13 protein-coding genes and 1 pseudogene are annotated in these 22,903 nt (G+C 64.4%); 7 read left to right on the top strand and 7 right to left on the bottom strand.

Features of this window, described 5'->3' with window-relative positions; all coding sequences use genetic code 11:
* Positions 1–132: 132 nt before the first annotated feature.
* From ABC728_RS05490 to ABC728_RS05475, 4 genes are all read right to left on the bottom strand, one after another.
* On the bottom strand, positions 133–2,880 hold the full coding sequence (locus ABC728_RS05490; RefSeq protein ID WP_416619268.1) for a TonB-dependent receptor: 2,748 nt from the start codon (positions 2,878–2,880) through the stop codon (positions 133–135).
* Positions 2,881–3,295: 415 nt separating this feature from the next.
* Positions 3,296–4,717 carry a sulfatase family protein gene (locus ABC728_RS05485; protein WP_416619269.1) on the bottom strand — a complete coding sequence of 474 codons (1,422 nt, stop codon included), beginning with the start codon at positions 4,715–4,717 and terminating at the stop codon, positions 3,296–3,298.
* A 46-nt stretch (positions 4,718–4,763) separates the two neighbouring features.
* The gene (locus tag ABC728_RS05480) at positions 4,764–5,681 is read right to left on the bottom strand and encodes a Gfo/Idh/MocA family protein (protein WP_416619270.1); all 918 of its coding nucleotides are present in this window, start codon (positions 5,679–5,681) and stop codon (positions 4,764–4,766) included.
* Between the two features lie 104 nt (positions 5,682–5,785).
* Positions 5,786–7,498 (bottom strand): arylsulfatase, encoded by a 1,713-nt coding sequence (locus ABC728_RS05475; RefSeq protein WP_416619271.1) that lies wholly within the window; start codon positions 7,496–7,498, stop codon positions 5,786–5,788.
* A 327-nt stretch (positions 7,499–7,825) separates the two neighbouring features.
* Between ABC728_RS05475 and ABC728_RS05470 the strand changes: the two genes are divergently transcribed.
* Positions 7,826–9,784 carry a glycoside hydrolase family 2 protein gene (locus ABC728_RS05470; protein ID WP_416619272.1) on the top strand — a complete coding sequence of 653 codons (1,959 nt, stop codon included), beginning with the start codon at positions 7,826–7,828 and terminating at the stop codon, positions 9,782–9,784.
* An 18-nt stretch (positions 9,785–9,802) separates the two neighbouring features.
* On the opposite strand, the gene ABC728_RS05465 is transcribed toward ABC728_RS05470, so the two are convergent.
* Both ABC728_RS05465 and ABC728_RS05460 read right to left on the bottom strand, forming a co-directional pair.
* Entirely contained in the window at positions 9,803–10,543 is a 741-nt protein-coding gene (locus ABC728_RS05465) for a FadR/GntR family transcriptional regulator (protein WP_445376376.1), read from the bottom strand.
* A gap of 240 nt (positions 10,544–10,783) precedes the next feature.
* Positions 10,784–12,220 carry a sulfatase-like hydrolase/transferase gene (locus ABC728_RS05460; protein WP_416622255.1) on the bottom strand — a complete coding sequence of 479 codons (1,437 nt, stop codon included), beginning with the start codon at positions 12,218–12,220 and terminating at the stop codon, positions 10,784–10,786.
* A gap of 236 nt (positions 12,221–12,456) precedes the next feature.
* Here ABC728_RS05460 and ABC728_RS05455 point away from each other — a divergent pair, with 236 nt between their 5' ends.
* Positions 12,457–13,362: a formylglycine-generating enzyme family protein gene (locus ABC728_RS05455; RefSeq protein WP_445376412.1), complete on the top strand. Its 906-nt coding sequence runs from the start codon at positions 12,457–12,459 to the stop codon at positions 13,360–13,362.
* A 124-nt stretch (positions 13,363–13,486) separates the two neighbouring features.
* On the opposite strand, the gene ABC728_RS05450 is transcribed toward ABC728_RS05455, so the two are convergent.
* Positions 13,487–16,264 (bottom strand): TonB-dependent receptor, encoded by a 2,778-nt coding sequence (locus tag ABC728_RS05450; protein WP_416622253.1) that lies wholly within the window; start codon positions 16,262–16,264, stop codon positions 13,487–13,489.
* 590 nt (positions 16,265–16,854) lie between these two features.
* Here ABC728_RS05450 and ABC728_RS05445 point away from each other — a divergent pair.
* The 5 genes and pseudogenes from ABC728_RS05445 to ABC728_RS05425 all read left to right on the top strand — a co-directional run.
* Positions 16,855–18,653 (top strand): annotated as a pseudogene (locus ABC728_RS05445) (IlvD/Edd family dehydratase); the annotation flags it as partial.
* Positions 18,653–19,507, top strand: a complete 855-nt coding sequence (locus ABC728_RS05440; protein WP_416622251.1) for an SMP-30/gluconolactonase/LRE family protein — start codon at positions 18,653–18,655, stop codon at positions 19,505–19,507. The pseudogene ABC728_RS05445 and the gene ABC728_RS05440, both read left to right, overlap by 1 nt.
* A gap of 17 nt (positions 19,508–19,524) precedes the next feature.
* The gene (locus ABC728_RS05435; RefSeq protein ID WP_416622250.1) at positions 19,525–20,682 is read left to right on the top strand and encodes an aldose epimerase family protein; all 1,158 of its coding nucleotides are present in this window, start codon (positions 19,525–19,527) and stop codon (positions 20,680–20,682) included.
* Positions 20,683–20,811: 129 nt separating this feature from the next.
* A complete protein-coding gene (locus ABC728_RS05430) occupies positions 20,812–21,960 on the top strand; it encodes a cellulase family glycosylhydrolase (protein ID WP_416622249.1) in 1,149 nt (382 codons plus the stop codon).
* The gene (locus ABC728_RS05425) at positions 21,957–22,883 is read left to right on the top strand and encodes a family 43 glycosylhydrolase (RefSeq protein ID WP_416622248.1); all 927 of its coding nucleotides are present in this window, start codon (positions 21,957–21,959) and stop codon (positions 22,881–22,883) included. The genes ABC728_RS05430 and ABC728_RS05425 overlap by 4 nt, the downstream gene beginning before the upstream one ends.
* Positions 22,884–22,903 lie beyond the last annotated feature (20 nt).

The raw sequence follows: 22,903 nt of genomic DNA, 5'->3' as shown, positions 1-22,903 counted from the left end.
CGGCCCACATCCCCGATCGGGGCAGCCATGAAATGAAAGCCCGCGGTAAGGAGGACATATCGCAGGTTGGTGGGGCAGGTTGGTGGGCACTCCCACGGGCCCCGTCATTGCCGGGGCCCGTGGTCCGCCGCATCAGAAATTGAAGCGCATCCCCGCCCGGTACACGGTTTCAAGGAAGCGCGTCTGGAAACGATAGGCATCGCCCTGTTCATTGAACTGGCGATGGTTCTTGGCCGCCGTTCCCAGGATGTTGGACACATTGAAGGAGAAGGAGACATTTTCTGTCGGCGTCACGGTCGTCGCCAGATCCAGCGTTCCGCGCCCATCCTCGATCAATGGCAGCACCGGCCCCAGGCCGCCAATGCCGGGATCGTTCAGCCGCTGATAGTTCACGATGAAGTTTGAACGGTGATTGTAGGCGACGCGAACCGAAAGCACCTTGGTCTCGTAGAAGCCGACGAGGTTGTAGGTGTGGTTGGAAACGCCGGCGATCTTCTGCTGACCGGGCAGGAACTGCGCCAGTTCCGCCGGCAGTTCGGACGAATGGTCGATATAGGTGTAGTTGGCCTGCGTTCCGAAATTATGCAGCCAGCCGGGTATCCAGTCGGCATCGAACAATGTCGTGAAGCCGGTTTCGATCCCCTGCATCCGGCCCTTGCCGCCATTGTCCGGCCGCGTGATGCGCAGGCGACGGAACTGGGCGTCGTCCACCTCCACGGTGTAGGTGGAGATGAAGCCCTTCACGTCGCGCCGGAACAGCCCGAAGGTCACCGACGTCGATCGCGACGGATAATATTCGAAGGACATGTCGTAGTTGGACGAGGTGATGGGGTCGAGATCGGCATTGCCGCCCGACGCCGTGCGCACGCAGCCTGGATTGTCCGGGCCGTTCTCCGGCAGGGCCGGATCCTCGATACAGATGGTCGGCGGCAGACCGATGGTCAGCGTCGGGTTGAGATTGCCGAAGCTGGGCCGCGTGCGCGTCTTGGTGAAGGCCGTGCGGACCTGAAAATCATCGAACGGACGCAGCCGCGCGCTGATATTGGGCAGGATGTCGGTATAGCCGTTCTTGCGCGAAATCGGGGTCGTCACCACGGTCTGGCCGCCCGCGGGATTGAGTATCGTTTCCCGCGCAAAGCCGTTGATCCGGTCTTCCGTGCGCACAGCGCGCACACCGACGACACCATCGACGGGGAAACCCGCATCGAAGGAATATCGCGCCTGGATGTAACCGGCATAATCCTTCTCGTTGCTGAGATAGGTGGGATCGGCGAAGCCCGGCGTCGGCAGGCGCGCAAGGCCGCGCAGATAGTCCATCTGGTCCACGAGCGAGGCGCGCGTGGGCACCAGGAAGGTCTTCAGGGAATCGGCCTTGTCATTGCGGAAACCGGCCTTCGCCTGTTCGAACTGAAGGGGCAGGATCGAGTAGAGCGAGCCGGGCTGCGCGATATTGTTCTGGTTGTAGTTGTAGGCAAAGGCATCATGGTCGCTGAAGCGGATACCAGCCTGCAAAGTATCCAGAAACGGGCTATAAATCTGGTATTCACCATCCAGCCGGGCCTGCATGCCCTTGCGGCCGGAACGCGACCCCGTCTCCGCCAGGCCGACCATGCGGTAATTGGCCGGCGCCGTCATGTCGAAATTGGACAGCAACACGGTGCCGCCGCCCGCACCCTTGTCCGTATCGAAGTCGAACTGTTTCAGCGGGGCGCCTTGCAGCGTGAAATTGAAGCCCGTGGTCAGGATCGTGTAGGTCGATTTGGTATAGGCGACGTCACCGGAAAGCTTCAGGTCGTCATGCTTCCATTTGAAGCCGCCGCCACCCTGATAGGTGTTGGTGTCGGTCTTGACCACGTTCTGCGTGCCCGTTGGAAAGGCGCCGCCCGTGGCATCCATGCTCTTGACCAGGTTGGTGCCCGGAAAGAACTCGATATTCGACAATTGCGCGGCCGGCCCGACCGTGACCTGCAGGTTCCGGCCCTGGCCCCTGTTGCGGAACCCCTGATAGATGCCGTCCACATAGACCTCAAGGTCGCTATGGGGGCGCCATTGCAGGGCGAAATTGGCCGACGGCCGTTCCCGGCTGGCAACGGCATAATTCACATTGACGAAATCGGGATGGCGGATCGGTTCGGACGTACCGGCGATCACGCGGCGGGCGATGGTCTGGGCATTGGCACGGGTTGAATCGACATAGCTGGCCGACGCATAGGAGCCGTTCACCAGAAAACCGATCTCCCCGATGCCCGTGTTCCAGCGCTTGCTGATCAGCAGGTTCCCTTCAACATCCGTTTCCCGCGACTGGTGCAGCCGCACGCCGGCAATGCCGCCGAACACGCGGTCGCGCTTGAAATCGAGCGGCTTGCGGGAGCGCACATCGACCAGGCCGGCGATACCGGGCTCGACCAGTTCGGCCGTGGAGGATTTATAGACATCAAGGCGGGAGATGCTGCCCGACGGAAAGATCTGCAGGTTCATCGTCCGGCCATCAGCGATGAAGATGTCACGGCCATTGAAGGTCGTGGTGAAATCCGGCAGACCGCGGATGCGCACGCCGGACGCCTCGCCCTGGGCCCGCTCGACCTGCAGGCCGGTGATACGGGATGCCGATTCCGCCGCCGTGATGTCCGGCAGCTTGCCGATATCCTCAGCAACGATGGAATCCACGATCTGATCGGAATTCTGCTTGATCGACTGCGCGCTTTCCAGACTGCGCCGGATGCCGGTCACAACCACTTCCTGGAACACTGTCCCCTGCGAGGCTTCCGCGTCGGGATCGGCCTCCGCGGCGCTGGTCGTCCCCCTCGTCTCCTGCGCACCCACGGGCATCGCCGCGCACAATGCAACGGCCGAGACCGTGACCAGATATCCAAGGCGCATCTTCGTCTCCCTTGTCACAGGCCCCCTTCCCCGGAAGCCCCTTTCTCACACACTGCCGAACTAACAAATGCCTGTACGCTCATCAATCATATAAATAGGTCCAATATGATAATTTGAAGCGTAAGCACGCTGGACAGCAATGCCCCCTTCGCATTGCGTTGATGGGCCCCGGTTTGTCTTGGGGAAAGCGGAACAGGCGCATCGCCGTTTCCGCCCCCGACACGCGGGTCACCCTGGCATTCCTCCGCCCTTCCCGATGAGGACCCGATGCCCCCCATCAGAGGCAATGAACCGCGGGGCGTTTGTATCGGCGCCCCTTGCGGGGCCGGCTCGGGGTACCGACCCCAGGGGCCAGAGCGGTGAATGCCCTGATCCCGGCTTTCATCACTGCCCGCCGGGATCAGGGCCGGACGGTTCAATCATCCTCGCCTTGCATCGGGCCCCGCTCGACGCGGGGCTGGACCGGAATACGGCCGGTATCGCCCTGCGCCTTGCGCCAGCGATCAAGCCTGGTGCGCAGTTCTTTCAACTGCTTGGCGTGGCGTGGGTCCGCGGCCAGGTTCACCTGCTCGTCCGGATCGGCCTGAAGGTCGTACAATTCCTCCGCCGGGCGCTTGTAATAGGCATCAACGATCGCCTTGGCCGCCGGGTCCCGCTCCGCCGCTTCCCGCCAGGACGGGAAATAGACGCCGGAATCCGTGCGCGCCACCTTCAGGTCGATATGGGTGGTGTGCAGCGTGTCGGGCAGCAGGTTCTGGATGTATTTCCAGCGTTCCGTGCGGATGCTGCGCATGGGATAGGTGTTGATGCGACCGTCATTATTGTGGGTCGTGTAAATCTCCGGCCGGCCCGCCGGCCCGCTGCCGACACCGAACAGGCTGGAGAACGAAACCCCGTCGATCCCCTCGGGCTGCCTGCCGCCGGCCAGTTGCACCAGCGTGGGCAGGATATCGACCCAACTGACCATGGCATTCGTCCGGGTTCCCGCCTGCACCCGGCCGTTCCAGCGCACGACCATCGGCACGCGCGTGCCCGTATCATACAGGTTCCACTTCCCGAACGGCCATTGCGTCCCGTGATCCGCCGAATAAAGGACGAAGGTTTCCGGTCCCAGAATGCTGTCCACCGCATCCATCGTGGTGGCCAGGTCCTGGTCCATGCGCGTCACGGCGGCATAGAACCGGGCCCGCGCCTCGCGCGTTTCCGGCGTGTCCACCGTCTTGGGCGGCAGCGTGATGGCGTCGGGTGCGTAACCCTCGGTGGTGCGGGGCCAGGGCACATGCGGCCAGTTGCTGCCGACGAACAGTGCCAGCGGCCGCTTGTCCTTGCGCGCCTTCAGCCATTCGGCCGCGGCGGCAATGCCCTTATGGTCGTGGAACGTATCGTTGGCGTAGTAGTCGAACCCATAGGTACCCGTATGCTGGTAATGCGCGACCTTGCCGAAGGCGACGACCTGATAGCCCTGCTCCTGCAGGAAGGAGGGAAGCTTGCGGACCACGGCGCTGGTCCGGTCATGGTTCGCCTCCGCCCCGTTGCGGGCGGGCATCATGCCGGTCAACAATGCGGCACGGCTCGGCGCGCAGGTCGGGGAAGCCACGAAGGCCCGGTCGAACGTCATGCCCTGCGACGCCAGCCGGTCCAGCGCCGGCGTGCGCACATTGCGGTCACCGCTGATCGAGACGTCATTATAGCTGATATCATCGGCCAGGAAGACGACGATGTTGGGACGGGCGGGCGGCTCTGCCGCCACCGCGGCCCGGCCCGCGAAGGGGGCCGCAAGGGTCAGGGAAAGGGCCGCCGAGGCCAGCAGCAGCTTACGGCGAGAAAGATTGGACATTATCAGTCTCCGCGACTTGGTTGGGCGGTTTGCCGGAACCGCCTTGTCAGAACTCGAAAGGCTGGACGATCCGCCGGTCGGCGATCATGAAGGCATCGGCCACGAACTGGAGCGGGCGCAGGTCGACATCGCTCTGCCGGCTGCGCACCAGTTCGGCAAAGCGGCTGTAGAGACGCGGATATTCCTGGTTCTCGCCGCTTATCGGTATCTCGCCGGGCAATTCCAGGACGCTGCCGCCCATACCCAGGCGCAGCATGCCCGCATCGGTATCCACCTCGATATCCCAGGTCTGCTGCCCGGTCTGCAGGAAATCCAGCCGGGCATCACCGGTGGCGTCGCCGGTCCGGAAACGGATCTGGGCCGCGATGGGGCTGGCGCGGTTCGACGGCACCTCCAGCACCGCATCCAGGACGGTCAGCGGCGACGGCAGGATGCGGGTGGCGATGGACAGCGCATTGATCCCGGGATCGAACACGCCGAAACCACCGGCCGCCAATATCCAGTCCTGGCCGGGATGCCACTGGCGGATATTCTCCATCCAGCGGATGCGTACGGCGTCGATCCGCCGTCCGGCAAGCCAGTCACGCGCCGCATCGATCTCCGCCGCCTCGCGGGAATGCCAGGTGGTGAACAGCACCGTCCCCTGCCGGCGCGCCTCCTGCGCCAGCGCCTCCACCTCCGACACGGTGGCGGCCGGCGGCTTCTCCAGCATCAGGTCCCTGCCGGCCCGGATCACGTCCAGCGCCTGCTCAAACCGCCCGGCGGGCGGGGTGCAGAGCGATACGGCCCGGATATCGGGACGCGCCGCCAGCATTGCCGCAACCGTGCTGTGGCTCTCCACACCTTCCACCCGGCCATGGCGGCTGGCCGTGGCGGCCAGGTCGAAATCGCCACTGTTTGCCAGGGCCGGCACGTGCTGGTCCCGTGCGATTTTGCCGATCCCGACAAGTCCAAGTCTGATCATCTGGTCCGGAACCTCTATTATAAGATATATCAGCATCTACCCCAGAACCGGGGCTATCTTCAACGCGCGACCCGGCGGGGCCGGTGCCGCCAGCAGGCCGGCCGCTATTCGATCACCGCATAGGGCCGGTCGATCCTGTCGGCGCCGCCCCAGTTCTGGCGTTTGCGCCCCTTCAGATGACGGTCATATTCAGGGCGCCACGGATCGACAAAGCTTTGCGCGGCCCAGTCGTCCCATTGCCGGGCCATCGCACGGACAAGGTCCGGCCGGCTTGCCGACAGGTCGTGCATTTCCGCCCGGTCGGTCGACATGTCGAACAATTGCCAGGGTTGCTCGAAGCGGGCCACCAGCTTCCATTTGCCGTCCCGGACGGCGCGATTGCCCTCATGCTCCCAGAAGAGGGGCTTGTCACGCGCCAGCGCCTCGCCATGGAATGCGGGAAGCATGGAACGGCCCTGCATCGGAAGGATCGCGTGACCATTATGGCGGGCGGGATAGGTGGCGCCGCTGATCTCCACCACGGTCGGCATCACATCGATCAGATGACCCGGCGCATCGACCAGGGTGCCACGGAGCGCGGGGTCGATCCCATCCGGCCAATGGGCGATCAGCGGCGTGGCGATCCCGCCCTCTTCCGTGAAATGCTTGAAATACTGGAAGGGCGTGTTCTGCAAGGTGGCCCAGTTCATGCCGGCCCAGACCACGCTGTCCGGTCCGCCGGGCTTACCCTTGCCGGACAGGCGGCCATCGGGCCCGCTCTCCGCATTGCCGCCATTGTCGCACATGAAAAGGATCAGGGTATTGTCCAGTTCGCCGGCCTGTTCAAGCCGGTCCACCAGCGTGCCGATGGCGTGGTCGACGCGGGCGATCACAGCAGCATAGACGGCCATGATCGTATCGAACCGCTCCTTGTCCGCATCGGTCAGCCTGTCCCAATCATAGCTGTTCGGCAATGGTGGCGGCAGTTCGGCGTTGGCGGGAATGATGCCCAGCGTCTTCTGCCGCTCAAAACGGGCGCGGCGCAGGGCATCCCAGCCTTCCCGGTACCGGCCCTTGAACTTGACCACATCGGCCGCCGGCGCCATCAGCGGGAAATGCGCGGCCGTGAAGGGCATGTAAAGGAAGAAGGGCTTTCCCTCCGCCTGGGCCTGGGTGATGAAACGGGCCTGCCAATCGACATACATGTCGGAGGAATACCAGTCGCCCTCCCCCACCTCGGGGGCGTTGGCGGGCACCCTGCGCCCGTCGATATAGACCCATTGCGCGATGGGCTGCGACTGCTCCGGATAATAAAGCTCCCCGAACGGCGTGGCCAGCGACCGGTCGAAGCCACGCTGCCACGGCCCGACCCCGCGCGACATGCCGACATGCCATTTGCCGGCCATCGCCGTAAAATAGCCGGCGGGTTTCAGCACTTCCGCCAGCGTGACGACACGGTCGGTCAACCGGCTGCGCAGCCCCTGCGCGCCGGGCACGTCCACCCCTTCAAGATGGCCAAGCCCCGCCTGATGCGGATAGGTGCCGGTCAGCAGCGATGCCCGCGACGGGCTGCAGCGTGCGCTGTTATAGAACTGGGTGAAGGCCAGGCCGTTCCTGGCCAGCGCATCGATGCGCGGTGTCGGGATCTCCCCGCCGAAGGCGCCGACATCGGAAAAGCCGACATCATCCAGCAGGATGACCACGACGTTCGGGCGGGATGCGGCCGGCGTGTCGGCGGCCATTGCGTCGGCGGCCATTGCCGTGCCCATCCCCGTCGCAAAGGCGACAACCATGCAACTGACACCCGCCAGCAACCGGGCAATGCGATGCGCTTTCACCGGACCCGTTCTCCTCCCCCTGGGTTTTCCCCGTCATGGCCTGTGACCGGCCTTTGCCGCCCCACCGTAGCATAGGTCGGCCTTCTGGCAATATTGATAATATCAATAATATTTGGTCGGATCGTTTCCGCAACAGGAAAGAAAAGGGAAGCCGGCTCCTCCGCCGGGCAATGCCGCCCCTGGCTTTAGCCGTTTTACCGGGCAACCGCGCCCGGTCGGAAAGGCTGGAGGTGGAAAGGCGTTGAAGCACAGCACCCTTCAATATATCGTATTTATATTCACACAAAGCGGCAGAAGGTCGCTTACAGGGACAGGAAAGGACAGGCAGTGCGGAAAATTCTGCTCTTGGCGGGTGCCGCGGCACTCTTCCATCTGGCGACGGCCCCGGTATCGGCCCAGCCCGCCACGGCAAAGCCCGGCACGGCGGTAGCCAGCGACGGTGCCTATGTGGGGCCGATCATGACCAGATGGGGCCGGGAGGTGACGGCGGAAAACGCCTGGCGCAGCTATCCCCGCCCCCAGATGGCCCGCGAACAGTGGCAGAACCTGAACGGCATGTGGGATTACGCCATCACCAAGGCCAGCGCGCCGCAGCCCGACCGGATGGATGGCCGTATCCTTGTGCCCTTCGCCGTGGAATCGAAACTGTCGGGCGTTGCGCGCAAATTGCTGCCCGACGACAGGCTGTGGTACCGGCGCGACTTCACGGTGCCGGCCGACTGGTCCGGCAAGCGGACATTGCTGCATTTCGGGGCCGTGGATTTCGAGGCCACGGTCTGGGTCAATGACAGGCTGGTCGGCAGCCATCGCGGCGGGTCCAATCCGTTCAGCTTCGACGTGACCCCCTATCTGCGTGACGGGGCGAACAGCCTGTCCGTCCTGGTCGCCGACCCCACCTCGGCCGGAGACCAGCCACGCGGCAAGCAGGTGCTGGACCCGCGGGGCATCTGGTACACGGCCGTCAGCGGCATCTGGCAGACCGTCTGGCTGGAACCGGTTCCCGACCTGCACATCACCGAGGTGCGCGCCACCCCCGATATCGACCGCGGCATCGTGGCCGTTGATGTGGCATTGAGCGGTCCGGCCAGGCCTATCGACGCCGTCCGCCTGACCGTGCGCAGCGGCGGCAAAACCGTGGCCTCCACCCTGATCCGGGGCAACCGCAGGGCGGAACTGGCCATCCCGGATGCCAGGCTCTGGTCGCCCGACAATCCCTTCCTCTACGACCTCACCGCCGAGCTGGTGCAGGTACCCAACCCGACAGCGGGGGCCGAGCGGCCCGAACGGCAATTGCCCTCGCATTCAGCCCGGGAAGCGGCGACCTATGCCGCCCTGACGCCGGCCGCCGGGGCGGGCGACAGGGTCGAAAGCTATTTCGGGATGCGCAAGATATCGGTCGGGAAGGACCCGTCCACGGGCCATCCCGCCCTGTTGCTGAACAACAAGCCCCTGTTCCACAATGGCGTCCTGGATCAGGGCTGGTGGCCGGACGGCCTGCTGACCCCGCCTTCGGAGGAGGCCGCCAGAAGCGACATGGTCTTCCTGAAGAAGGCCGGCTTCAACATGCTGCGCAAGCATATCAAGGTTGAACCGGCCCGCTATTATTATGATGCCGACCGGCTGGGCATGCTGATCTGGCAGGACCTGCCTTCGGGCGGCTTCGCGGATCAGGCCGTGCGGCGGGAAAGCGACCGCGAGGCGGTCTTCACCTCGCAGGCCATGGCGCAATACCAGTTGGAAGCCGCGAACATCGTTGGCGCCCTGCGCGCCTTCCCGTCGATCGTCATGTGGGTCACCAACAACGAAGGCTGGGGCCAGTATGATGCCCGCACCGTTGCCACCCTGGTCCATAATATGGACCCCAGCCGCATCATCAATGCCACCAGCGGCTGGCTGGACACGGCGGGCGATGTATCGCAGGTGTACGACATCCACACTTACGAGGAAGTGCCGCTGGTGCCCGAGGCCAGCGGTGGCCGGGTGCGGGTGATCGGCGAATATGGCGGCGTCGGGCTGGCCAAGCGGGGCCATCTCTGGTTCCCCGACCGCGACCTGCGCATCTATCAGATCGCCAAGGACCAGACAGACTACGAAGCGCGCTATCGCACCAAATTCGACGAGATCGTGCGGCAATATCGCAAGGAGGGCCTGGCCGCCGCGGTCTATACCCAGACCACGGACGTCGAAAGCGAGTTGAACGGCCTGTTGACCTATGACCGGGCGGTGGAAAAACTGACCCCCGCCACGCTGAAGTCCATGGCGGACCCGCTTTATACCCCGCGCTGACAGCCGGGCCGGGCGCCGTCAGATGGCGGCGCCCTTTTCCTCGGCCTGATCGATCAGCCGGAGGACATCGGTGATCAGATGGCGCATGGCGGCATGGGCGCGGTCGGCATCGCCCGCCGCGATGGCATCGCGCACCGCCGTATGATCGGCCACGCTGGCCGTGCGCCCCTTGATCCGGTTCGTGAAACGGATCGACGTGCGCAGCGCCGTCGCCACAACCTCCCGGAACTGCATGTAAAACGGGTTCCCGGAAGCCCGCAGCACCGCAACATGAAACGCGATGTCCGCCTCAAGCGTGTCATCGGCCCCGCGTTCCGCAGCCTTCATACGCTCCAGACCCTCATTGATCTGCCGAAGGCTCTGCACACTGGCAAATCGAGCCGCAAGCGACGCCGCCTCAGGCTCAATCGCAACACGCAACTGGCTGAACTGCTTCAAAAGCTCAATCGAAAATTGACGCTCCAAAAGCCAGCGCAGAACATCCGTGTCAAACAGGTTCCAGGACGAGGTCGGCTGCACAACCGTACCCTGACGCGGACGCGCGCTCAGCAAGCCCTTCGCCGTCAGCATCTTCACCGCTTCGCGCGTAACAGAACGGCTGACACCGTGCTGCTTCGCCAGCTCCGCTTCCGTCGGAAAAGCCTCATGGTGAAAACGGCCCGTCACGATCGCCCGACCAAGATTGTCAAGAAGACCATAGGTCAGGTTCCGACCCAGCTCAGGCTTGAATTCTCCAGACCCCGTCAGTTCGCTCGACAAAATTCCAGCCTTCCCTGCCAAATTGTTAGGCATCGCTGCGGTCAGGTATAGCACCAACGGGCATGGAGAATGCCCCTTGGTATCCGCGCCGACCGGCGCGGTGGCGTCCGTATGCCGCCGAAGCCTTTGATCACGACACGAGCCGAGATCAGAGGCTCATGGTATAAGTCTGCGCCGCAAGAGCGGGCAAGGTCAATTAATCAGATATATGCGGGCAACATTCCGCACGACCACCGGACCTCACCTCCCGCCCGTCGGGGCGGCATCCAGGTGCGGCTTGCCCTTCACCGGACGATTGTCCCCCTGCCCGGCCCGCCAGCGGTCGAGCCGCCGACGCAGATCCTTCAGCGTGGCCGCATGGCGCGGGTCGTCGGCCAGGTTCCGGGTCTCATCCGGATCGGCCTGCAGATCGTACAGTTCCTCCGCCGGGCGGCGGTAATAGGCATCGACGATCCGCCTGGCTTCCGCATCACCGTCGGCTGCGCGCCGCCAGGTAGGGAAATAGGCATCGTCCCCCGGCTTCAGCGGCTGGTCGATATGGGTTGTGTGAAAATGGTCGGGGTTCAGATTGTGGATATATTTCCACCGGGCCGTGCGGATCGACCGGCCCGGATAGACGTTGAAATTGCCGTCATTATTGTGGGTGGTGAAGATTTCCGGACGGCCCGCGAAGCGGCCGCCGGGGCGCAGGGCCGCCGCGAAGGAACGGCCATCGATGTCCGCCGGTGCCGGTCCGCCCGCAACATCCACCAGGGTAGGCAGGATGTCGACCCAACTGACCATGGCATCGGTGCGCGTGCCCGGCGCCGTGTTACCCCGCCAGCGGACGATCAGCGGCGTGCGCGTGCCGGTGTCATACAGGTTCCATTTGCCGAAGGGCCATTGCGCGCCATGGTCGGATGAGAACATGAACAGGGTGTCGCGGCCCAGAACCCTGTCGGCGGCAGCCATCACGTCACCCAGTTCGGCATCCATGCGGGCAATGGCGGCGTAATAGCGTGCCCGCGCCTGGCGTGTTTCCGGCGTATCCACCGTCTTGGGCGGCAGCGACAACCCCTCTGGCTGAAAGCCGTCGGTCGATACGGGCCAGGGCACGTGCGGCCAGTTGCTGCCCACGAACAGGGCCAGCGGCCGGTCATCCTTGCGGGCCTTCAGCCATTTGATCGCCTCCGGAATGGCCGCATCATCGTGGAACGTGTCGTTGGCGTGATAATCGAAGCCATAGGTGGCCGTATGTTCGTAATGGGCGACCTTGCCGATGGCGACGACCTGATACCCCTGGGATTGCAGGTAGGAGGGCAGCTTTCGAAGTGCCGGGCTGCTGCGTTCATGGTTGGCCTCCGCCCCGTTGCGGGCCGGCATCATGCCCGTCAGCAGCGCCGACCGGCTGGGTGCGCAGGCGGGAGAGGCGACGAACGCCTGGTCGAACGAAAGGCCTTCCGCCGCCAGGCGCGCCAGATTGGGCGTCCGGGCATCGACATCCCCACCGGGAACCGTGTCGCGATAACCCAGATCATCCGCCAGGAAGACGACGATGTCGGGACGCTGAGCCGCCCCCTCCTGTGCGGTCGCCCCCAGCGGCAGGGTCGCGGTGGCCAGCAGGCCGGCCAGGAGGGCGCGGCGGCCGATCCGGCCCAGGGGCCGCTTGTCCGATTGCCTTGTACCCGATATTGCCATTGTCGCCGCTCCCCTGTTTACCTTGCTTTCGACCCTGTCGGTGTTGCATCTGATTTTAAATACATATAAATCATATAAATCAAGCCCCATTCACATCCGGCCGCCCCCAGGCCCGCCGGAATGCTATGGATGGGTCGGGCACTGGACGGCAACGGCCCGGCCCATGGAACGACAGGAGCAGAAGATCGATGTCGGACACAAAGCGCCCCGACGCCCGCCAGAACCGCTTCACCGGCATGGCCCATATTACGGGCGGCACCTTCACCATGGGGTCCGACAGGTTCTATCCGGAAGAGAAACCGCGCCGACGGGTCCGGGTCGGTTCCTTCTGGATCGACACCACGCCCGTCACCAATGCGCAGTTCGACGCCTTCGTGACCGCAACGGGCTATCGCACCTTTGCCGAACTCCCACCCGATCCGCGGCTTTATCCCGGCATGGACCCGTCGCTGGCCGTCGCCGGGTCGGCAGTGTTCCAGAAGACCGCAGGCCCCGTGCCGCTCGACAATCATGGCCGCTGGTGGGCCTTCGTACCCGGTGCCGACTGGCGCCACCCCACCGGGCCGGACAGCGGCATCGCGGGGCTGGAGGACCATCCCGTGGTCCAGATCGCCCATGCCGATGCCGCAGCCTATGCGAAATGGGCGGGCAAGGCGCTGCCGACGGAGGCGGAATGGGAGTTCGCGGCACGCGGCGGGCTGGAGGACAAGGAGTATGCCTGGGGCGATGAACTGGCCCCCGATGGCGCCATCCTTGCCAATTACTGGCAAGGCACCTTCCCGCACCAGACGCTTAAGGAAGACGGCAATTTCCGCACCACGCCCGTGGGCCGCTTTCCCGCCAATGGCCATGGTCTCTACGACATGGTCGGCAATGTCTGGGAATGGACACATGACTGGTTCGGCACGAACCCGCGCAAGCCGGCCAAGGCCTGTTGCGCCGTGGACAATCCGCGCGGTGCCACCCTGCGCGAAAGCATGGACCCCTATGACGGCACGCGGATGGGGCGCAAGGTGATCAAGGGCGGGTCGCATCTGTGCGCCCCCAATTACTGCCAGCGCTACCGCCCGGCCGCCCGCCACCCGCAATCCATCGACAGCCCGACCAGCCATATCGGCTTCCGCTGCATCGTCCGCGGCTGATTCCGGAAAAACAACGCCGCCATCCCGCAACGGACGCAAGCCCGCCACGGGATGGCGCCGGACGACACCCGGTGGACGACACCCGGTGGCCCGGCCAAAAGGGCCGGACCACCGGGCACCATCATTACAGCTTGTAACGGACGCCCACGGTATAGACCGTCTCGTCCCCGAACAGGGCGAAGTTGATCTTCTCCGACCCGCGATAGATGGAAGTCTTGTTCTTGAGGATGTTGGTGCCGCCGACATCGACCCGCAGCGCATCGGTAAGGTCATAGCCGATGCTGAAATCCAGGCGCCCGGCCGGCCGGGCATAGGACAGCAGCGTCGGCACATAGGCCTCGTTCTGGCGATCGGCATCGAAGGGGCGCAACTGCACGCCACCCGTATTGTCGGCATCGATATATCTGGAACGATAGGTCCAGATCAGACGGCCGCTGATGCCATACATGTCATAGAGCAGGCCGGTCGTATAATTGTACTTGGACACGCCCACAAGCGGATTGCCGGCAAGCGGGTCATCGCCCTTGATCTCCGAATCCGCCAGGGTGAAGGCACCCTGAACCCCGAAGCCCGCGAAGGCGCCCGGCAGGAAATCAAAGAAGTACTGGCTGCTGATCTCGATACCCTGCAGGTCGACGGAACCGACATTGCGCGGGCTGGAGATCAGATAGTTCAGTTCGCCGATCGTCTCCTGGGTGTTGGAGGTAACGACACGGTCCTTGATCGAGCGGTAATAGCCGGTGGCCGCGATATAGCCGCTGTCGAAATAATATTCGGCCGTCACGTCGAAACTGTCGGACTTCTGCGGGCGCAGGTCCGGGTTGCCGCGCTGCCCGGTGTTGAGCAGGAACACATTGCCCACCAGCGTCAGGGATTCCGTGGGGTTCAATGCCGCGAAATCCGGACGCCGCATAGACCGGGAATAGCTGAAGCGCGTCTGGAAGGAATTGGGGAACTGGAACCGCGCCGTTGCCGACGGCAGCAGGTCGGTATCCGATGTCTTGGCCGACACGGGGGAGAAGCTGGCGCCATCCCGCATGAAGCCGCTGATCGTCCGCTCGGTCTTGACCAGACGGGTGCCGACCACGCCATCCAGGGTGACCGTGCCCAGCGGAATCTCGTAACCGCCCTCGACATACCCGGCATAGGTCTTTTCGTTGGCGTTGAATTCCTTGGTCGGGTCATAGCCTGGCTGCTGCTGCGGCAGGTTGAACAGGGCGCGCAATTCATTGCGCCCGCGCTCTGAACGCAGGTAACCGGGATTGACGCCCAGGAATTCCGAACCGCCGTTAAGGCGGGGTGCCTTGCCGATCGGCGCCAGGAAATCCGGGGACAGGCCCAGCGAGGAGATCAGGCGGGCATTGGCTTCCGTCGGCGTGCCGATATTGCCGAAGCCGATCGACTGAACCGTATTGGTCTGCTCCACCTGCTGCAGGCGGGCGTCGCGCTCCGAGTACCGGGCGCCGACCTTCACCTTGGACAGGACACTGTCGAACTCCTGTTCCAGATCGCCACGCGCCTGGAACAGTTCCCCCTTGCCCAGGGTGAAGTTCTGATTGATCGAGTTGCGCAGCGACACATTGGCCGGGCTGAGCGGGATCGCCGGATCGAGTTCAAAGGTCGGGCCGTTCTTCACGTCGAATTCGACAAAAACGGTCGGGATACGCTGTCCGACCTCGGCGTTGAAATTCTCGTTGAACGACTGCGAGGTCTGATAGGCGATGTCGAAGACCGCCTTCGTGCCGTCCTCGTCATATTCCAGACCGCCGGCAACCATCTTGTTGCGCTGGGTGATCTGGTTGGAGGAGGAATTCTGGTTCACCACGACATTGTTGAACCGGGCGCTTTGCAGTTCGCAGACGCGCTGCACCGTGAAGGGCTGGATCGACTTCGTGCCGTCGGCATTGTTGATCAGCGTCGGGTTGGTACCATTGGCATTCACCCGCGCGTCGAAGCAATAGTCGCTGGGCGTGACATCGGTGATCTGGCTGCCATTGGTGAAGGGCTGCGGGTTGAAGCCGGCAAAACCCGTCGTGCTGCGGAAATAGGTGTAGAGCCCGTCGACATAGACCTGGGTCGATGGCGTCGCCTGCCATTGCAGGGCCCCGTTCACCTGCTTGCGCGTGACACGGCCCACATCGGGCATGTTCTGCAGCACCTGCGGCACCAGGATGCCGACGGTGTTCAGCGGGGCGACGCCACCATAGCGGCGCTCCGTCAGGTTGCTGACGCTGCGGATGGTGTCGGAACGCGAATAGGTGGCACTGACCAGGCCGCCGATCTCGCCGATGGGGCTGTCGGTCTTGTAGCTCGCCAGCCCGCCAAGCTGCGGGTTCCAGGCCTTGGCGTTTACGGCACGGCTTTCGCGCCCCGTCAGCACGAGCGTCGGCTCGCGGAAATTGAAGGGGCGGTTGAGGCGGAGATCGATGGCCCCCGCGACGCCGCCCTCGATCTGGTCGGCCGTCTGCGATTTGTAGGCATCGATGCGGGCCAGCGCCTCGGCCGGCACATCCTTCAGGTCGAAGCCGCGGCCGGTGGTGGTGATCACCTCGCGGCCGTTCAACGTGGTCAGGATGTCGGTCAGGCCACGGATACGGACGTTCGACAATTCATTGTTGCGGTCGTTCTGCACCTGGATGCCCGGCACGCGCTGCAGGGCCGCGGCGACGGTGGAATCCGGCAGCTTGCCGATATCGGTGGCGACCACGGAGTCGACCACCTGCACAGCGGCGCGCTTCAGTTCCGCCGCCCGCTCCATCGACTTGCGGACACCGGTGACGACGATCTCCTCCAGCACCAGGCCGCTGTCCCCCGGCGCGGCACCGCCGGTTTCCTGCGCCGTGACCGGCATGGAAATCAACATGGCCGTCGCTGACACGGCACCAAGCAGATGCAAACGCATATCCTTCATCCTCCCCCTGGATACTCGGCTTACCCTGCCAGACGGGGCGGGCATGCCGTTGGATGACGAATGCATAGAGAGGGGCACTCAAGTCAATATAAATCTGACAAATATGATGCAAGCCAAGGCAGTGTTGCGTGGGGGTCACGGGAGCGGCATCGTCACGATGTCGTCCCCGGCACCGACCCGCCATCACCTCTTCTTGCAGGGAAGCACAAGGCAACGCATCGGTGAAATCGCGCCCTTCAGCCAGCCATGGACAGACAGGCGCAGGCTGTCCTGCCTTCAAGGCACTGAAAAGAAAAGCACGCAAGACAATGCACTGATGACCGGGACACCGCCGTCCCGATGGTGACGTCCCAAGCCGGTCATCGGGTATCGGGCCTGCACGATCGGCCGGACACCAGGACAGACATCCGTCTCGCCCTGTTCCGCACAGCCGATCCATCGTGATTTTGCTTCGCCTGTCTATTTTATCTGATATATATGCTTCCAATCCGATCGGTTCGGCTCTATCAGTACCGATGGCATGAGCGAGACGGGGCGGCCGCCAGGGACGCCCCCAGGTGATGGGGTAATGAGCGTGAGGGACGGCACTTCCAAACCTTCCGGTCGGGCACTGCGTTCGCGGCAGTGGTTCGACAATCCGGACAACCCGGACATGACCGCACTTTATGTTGAACGCTATCTGAATTACGGCATCAGCCTGGAGGAATTGCAGTCCAGCCGGCCGATCATCGGCATCGCCCAGACCGGCAGCGATCTGGTTCCCTGCAACCGGCATCATATCGAGCTGGCCAAGCGCGTGCGTGAGGGTATTCGCGACGCCGGCGGCATCGCCATTGAATTTCCCGTCCACCCGATCCAGGAGACAGGCAAGCGCCCCACGGCGGGGCTGGATCGGAATCTGTCATATCTAAGCCTGGTGGAATCGATCTATGGATATCCGATGGACGGCGTTGTTCTGACCATCGGCTGCGACAAGACCACGCCTGCCTGCCTCATGGCAGCGGCAACCGTCAATATCCCGGCCATCGCCCTGTCGGTCGGCCCGATGCTGAACGGCTGGTTCAAGGGGGAGCGCACCGGTTCCGGCACCATCGTGTGGAAGGCGCGCGAAATGCTGGCAGCGGGCCAGATCGATTATAAGGGCTTCGTGGAACTGGTGGCCTCCTCGGCCCCGTCCACCGGCTGGTGCAATACGATGGGCACCGCCACCACGATGAATTCCCTGTGCGAGGCGCTGGGCATGTCGCTGCCGGGATCGGCGGCGATCCCGGCCCCCTATCGCGACCGGCAGGAGAACGCCTATCGCACCGGCCTGCGGATCGTGGAGATGGTCGATGCCGACCGCAAGCCGTCCGACATCCTGACGCGGCAGGCGTTCCTGAACGCCATCCGCGTCAACTCGGCCATCGGCGGTTCCACCAACGCACCCATCCACCTGAACGCCATCGCCCGCCATATCGGCGTGGACCTGACGCTTGCGGATTGGGAGGAACAGGGCGCTGATGTGCCACTGATCGTCAACCTGCAGCCGGCAGGCACCTATCTGGCGGAGGATTTCTATCGCGCCGGGGGCGTGCCGGCCGTGATGGGGCAGCTGCTGCGCGCCGGCCTGATCGACGGGTCGGTGCTGACGGCCAACGGCCAGACACTGGCCGACAATGTCGGCACGGCGGACACGACCAACTCGGATGTGATCCGCCCGCTGGGCGATCCGTTGAAGGCGTCGGCCGGCCTGACCGTGCTGTCGGGCAATCTGTTCGATCATGCGGTGATGAAGCTCAGTGTCATCTCCCCGGACTTCCGGGCCCGCTACCTGTCCGACCCCGATGATCCGGAAGCGTTCGAGGGAACGGCAATCGTCTTCGACGGGCCGGAGGATTATCACGCCCGTATCGATGACCCGGCCCTGGGCGCCGATGAACGGTCGATCCTGATCATGCGCGGGGCTGGACCCATCGGTTATCCGGGGGGGGCCGAGGTGGTGAACATGCGGCCGCCCTCCGCGCTGATACAGGCCGGCATCCATGCCCTGCCCTGCCTGGGCGACGGGCGGCAGTCGGGCACCAGCGGCAGCCCCTCCATCCTGAACGCCGCACCGGAAGCAGCGGTGGGCGGCGGCCTGGCGCTTGTCCGCACGGGTGATCGCATCCGCATCGACCTGCGCCGACGCACCGCGGATATGCAGGTCCCGGCGGAAGAACTGGCCCGCCGCCGCGCCGCCCTGCAGGGCCCGCCCGGCTATATGCCCCCCGCGCAGACACCCTGGCAGGAAATCCACCGCAACATCACGGGCCAGTTCGAAGGCGGTGCCGTCATCGAACTGGCGGTGAAGTACCAGCGCATCGCCCAGACCCGCGGCCTGCCAAGGGACAGCCACTGATGCGCGGCGTGCGGGTCATCACGCGCGACAGCCGTGACCTGCTGGGCGAAGGCCCGCTCTGGTCTATGCGCGAGAATGCCGTGTTCTGGGTGGATATCCTGGGCCGGCGGATCAACCGCCTGTCGCTGGCCGACGACAATGTCACCAGCTTCGAACAGCCCGATCATGCCGCCTGGATCATCGAACGCACCGCCGGGGGCTTCGTGGCGGGAATCGGGCTGGACATGGTCCGGCTGGACCTTCCCGCCAACCGGCGGAAAATCATCGGGCAGGTGGACCGGGGCATCCAGGGCAACCGGCTGAATGATGCCAAGGCCGATGCGGCCGGCCGCATCTGGGCGGGCACCATGCCCATCACCTGTGACCGGCCGACGGGCGCGTTCCACCGGCTGGACCCCGATGGCGGGATCACCCGGGTGGACGGCCCCTATACCATCGCCAATGGTCCGGCCATCGATCCGGATGGCCGCTTCCTGCTGCACACGGATACCGCTCTCGCCACCATCTTCCGGTTCGACATCCGGGAGGATGGCAGCCTGGGGGCGCGGCAGCCCTATATCCGGTTCGAACCGGCATGGGGCAATCCCGACGGCATGACCTTCGATGCCGAGGGCGGGCTGTGGGTGGCGTGCTGGGGGGCCGGCTGCGTGACCCGCTTCACGCCGGACGGGCGGCGGGACCGGTCGATCGACCTGCCTGCCAGCCAGATCACCAGTTGTACATTCGCCGGTCCGGACCTGGACCGGATGTTCGTCACCTCTGCCGCCGTCGATGTCGACGAGCCGGCGGGTGGTGCCTTGTTCGAGGTCGATCCCGGCTGCCGCGGCCGGCCGACCCTGATGTATCGCGGCTGACAGGGAGGATAAGGATCATGTCGAAACAACGCGCCTTGCTTGCATCCACGGCCATCGTGGCCTGCCTGCTGGCCAGCGGTGCGGAGGCGGCCAGCACCCGGAAATCGACCTTCGGCACGCTGCCGGACGGGCGGGAGGTGGCGGCCGTGACGCTGAGCAACGAGAAGGGCGTTTCGGCAACGATCATCACCTATGGCGCGACCCTGCAATCCGTGGTCATGCCGGATCGCAACGGCAATGCCGCCGATGTGGCACTGGGCTATGACAATATCGATGATTATATCCAGCAGCCGCAATATTTCGGCTCCACGGTCGGCCGCTTCGCCAATCGCCTCGCCGCCGGTCGCTTCACGCTGGACGGGCAGGCCCACCAGACCCCGGTGAACAACGGCAAGAACGCGCTGCATGGCGGCACCCAGGGCTTCGACAAGGTGTTGTGGGACGTGCAGTCGGTGACCGACGGTCCCACCGCCTCGGTGACGCTGCGCTATGTCAGCCGCGACGGGGATCAGGGCTATCCCGGCACACTCACCGTCGATGCCATCTATTCGTTGAGCGACGGCAACGAGTTGACGATCGATTACCGGGCCGTCACGGACAAGCCGACCATCGTCAACATCACCAACCACGCCTATTGGAACCTGCTGGGCGAAGGGTCGGTCAACGGCGCCATGGGGCATCTGCTGACCATCCCGGCAGAAACCTATCTGCCGACGGACGATGGGGCCATCCCGACGGGCGAGTTCCGGCCCGTGGCCGGCACGGTGTTCGATTTCCGCAAGCCGCAGCCCGTGGGCAAGCGCGTCCGCGACGCCTCGGACGAGCAGATCCGCTTCGGCCGCGGCTATGATCATAATTGGGTGGTCAGCCGGACCCCGCCAAAGGACCGGCAATTGATGGCGCGGGTCGTGGCACCGGGATCGGGCCGCGGGTTCGAGCTGTGGGCCAACCAGCCCGGCGTGCAGTTCTATTCCGGCAATTTCCTGGACGGCACCACCCACGGCAAGGCCAACAAGGTCTACCGCATGGGTGATGCCATCGTGCTGGAGCCGCAGAACTTCCCCGATGCCCCCAATCAGAAGGGCTTTCCCAGCGCCCGGCTGGAGCCGGGCCAGACCTATCGCAACATCATGACCTACCGCCTGCTCACCAACCTGCCGGCAGGCGGCAACTGATCGCAAGCATCCGCTGCCGTCCCTTCAAGCGGGAAGGACGGCACGGTTTCCACGCCATGCGGCGTGCGGTGGCAGCCGCCGCCCAACCGGTTCATCGGGAACCGGCACAAACCCAAAAGGGGGGACATCATGATCCGTCGGACATTCCTGCTCGCCACCGCCGCCGTGGCGATGGCCTTCGCGGCCGTGTCGCCGGCCGAGGCCCGCGAGCAATGGAGCCGGGAACAGGCCAATAAATGGTACGACAAGCAGCCCTGGCTGATCGGCGCCAACTATAATCCCGGTTCCGCCGTCAACGAGATCGAGATGTGGCACGAGGCCACCTTCGATCCGGCCACCATCGACAAGGAACTGGGCTGGGCCGCCAGCATCGGCATGAACACGATGCGCGTCTTCCTGCACAATCTGCTGTGGGAGAATGATGCCGAAGGGCTGAAAAAGCGGATGGGGCAGTTTCTCGACATCGCCGAGAAGCACAAGATCCGCATCATGTTCGTGCTGTTCGACAGCGTCTGGGATCCCAACCCGGTCTATGGCCTGCAAAGCCCGCCGATCCCCGGCGTCCATAATTCCCGCTGGGTCCAGGCCCCGGGCGAGGCCCGCCTGAAGGATGCCAGCCAGTATGACAAGCTGGAAGCCTATGTGAAGGACATTGTCGGCACCTTCGCCAAGGACCCGCGCATCGTGGTCTGGGATGTCTGGAACGAGCCGAACAACAAGGGCGGCGGCAATTACGACCATATCCCGGACAAGAACAAATATGTCGCCCTGCTGCTGCCCCAGGTCTACGCATGGGCCCGCAGCGCCGATCCGACCCAGCCGCTGACCTCGGGCGTGTGGATCGGCGAGCATTGGGACCAACTGGACAAGGTGGACGAGGTCGAGCGCGTCCAGTTGACCCAGTCGGACATCAATTCCTTCCACGATTACAGCTGGCCGGAAACGTTCGAGAAGCGGGTCAAGCAGATGCAGAGCTACGGCCGCCCCGTGCTTTGCACCGAGTATATGGCGCGCGGCAACGGCTCCACCTTCGACGGGTCGCTGCCCATCGCCAAGAAATACAATGTCGGCGCCTATAACTGGGGCTTCGCGGATGGCAAGACCCAGACGCGCCTGCCCTGGGATAGCTGGAAGAAGCCCTACACCTATGACGAACCGACCATCTGGTTCCACGAGGTGTTCCGGGCCGACGGCAAGCCCTATCGCCAGGCCGAGACCGACCTGATCAAGCGGTTGGCCGCGGCCCCCAAGGGCGTCGTGCCGGCGGCACCCAAATGATCGGCCGGCGCCGGCGGGCACTGGCCGCGGCCTTGTTTGCCGGCGCCGCGGTCAGTGCCGGTGCCCATGACGGATCGGTGCCCTTCAACGGCGCCGATCCCGACATGGAACATGCCGACGGGGCCTGGTGGATCTATCCGACGGGCGGGGACGTCCTGCATGCCTGGACGTCCCGCGATCTGGCCGTCTGGCGGCGCGGGCCGGCCCTTCTCCGGCTCGACGCCGTGGGATGGATCGCGCAGGATGGCGCACCGCGCCATCATCTCTGGGCGCCCGACATGGTCGCCGCCGACGGGCGATACCTTCTTTATTATTCCGTCGGGCCGCAGAACCCGACGCCCAGCCGCATCGGGGTCGCCCGCTGCGACGGGCCGGCCGGCCCCTGCACGGATAGCGGCCGGCCGCTGATCACCGGCGGCAACGGGTTCGAAGCCATCGACCCGGCCATCTTCATCGATCCGCACAGCGGCAACCGCTATCTTTATGCCGGCGGCAGCGCCGGGGCGACCCTGCGTGTCTGGTTGCTCACGCCGGACATGGTGGGGATCGAGCGGGAAGTGCCGGTGGAAACGCCCCCGTTCTTCACCGAGGGCGCGTTCATGCATGAGCGCAACGGCGTCTACTATCTGTCCTACTCGCACGGTTCATGGCGCCACGCCTCCTATTCCGTGCATTATGCGGTATCGGCATCCCCGACGGGCCCCTGGCATTACAAGGGTCCGGTCCTGGTCAGCGACGGCACCCGAAAGGGACCCGGGCACCACGCCTTTCTGCACAGGCCCGACAATGGCCGCTGGCTGATCGCCTATCACCGTTGGGAAGGCCAGACGGGGGACGGCCCCTATCGGGGCCAGCGGCAGATCAAGGTACAGGAGATCGACTATGAGGCGGATGGCAGCATTCGCCCCATCATGATGCAATGATCTGCGGGCAGTCCTTTCCA

This window comes from Niveispirillum fermenti, from assembly GCF_052474395.1.
The sequence above is the reverse complement of the archived record's forward strand: the minus strand, read 5'-3'. Positions and strand labels throughout refer to the sequence as shown.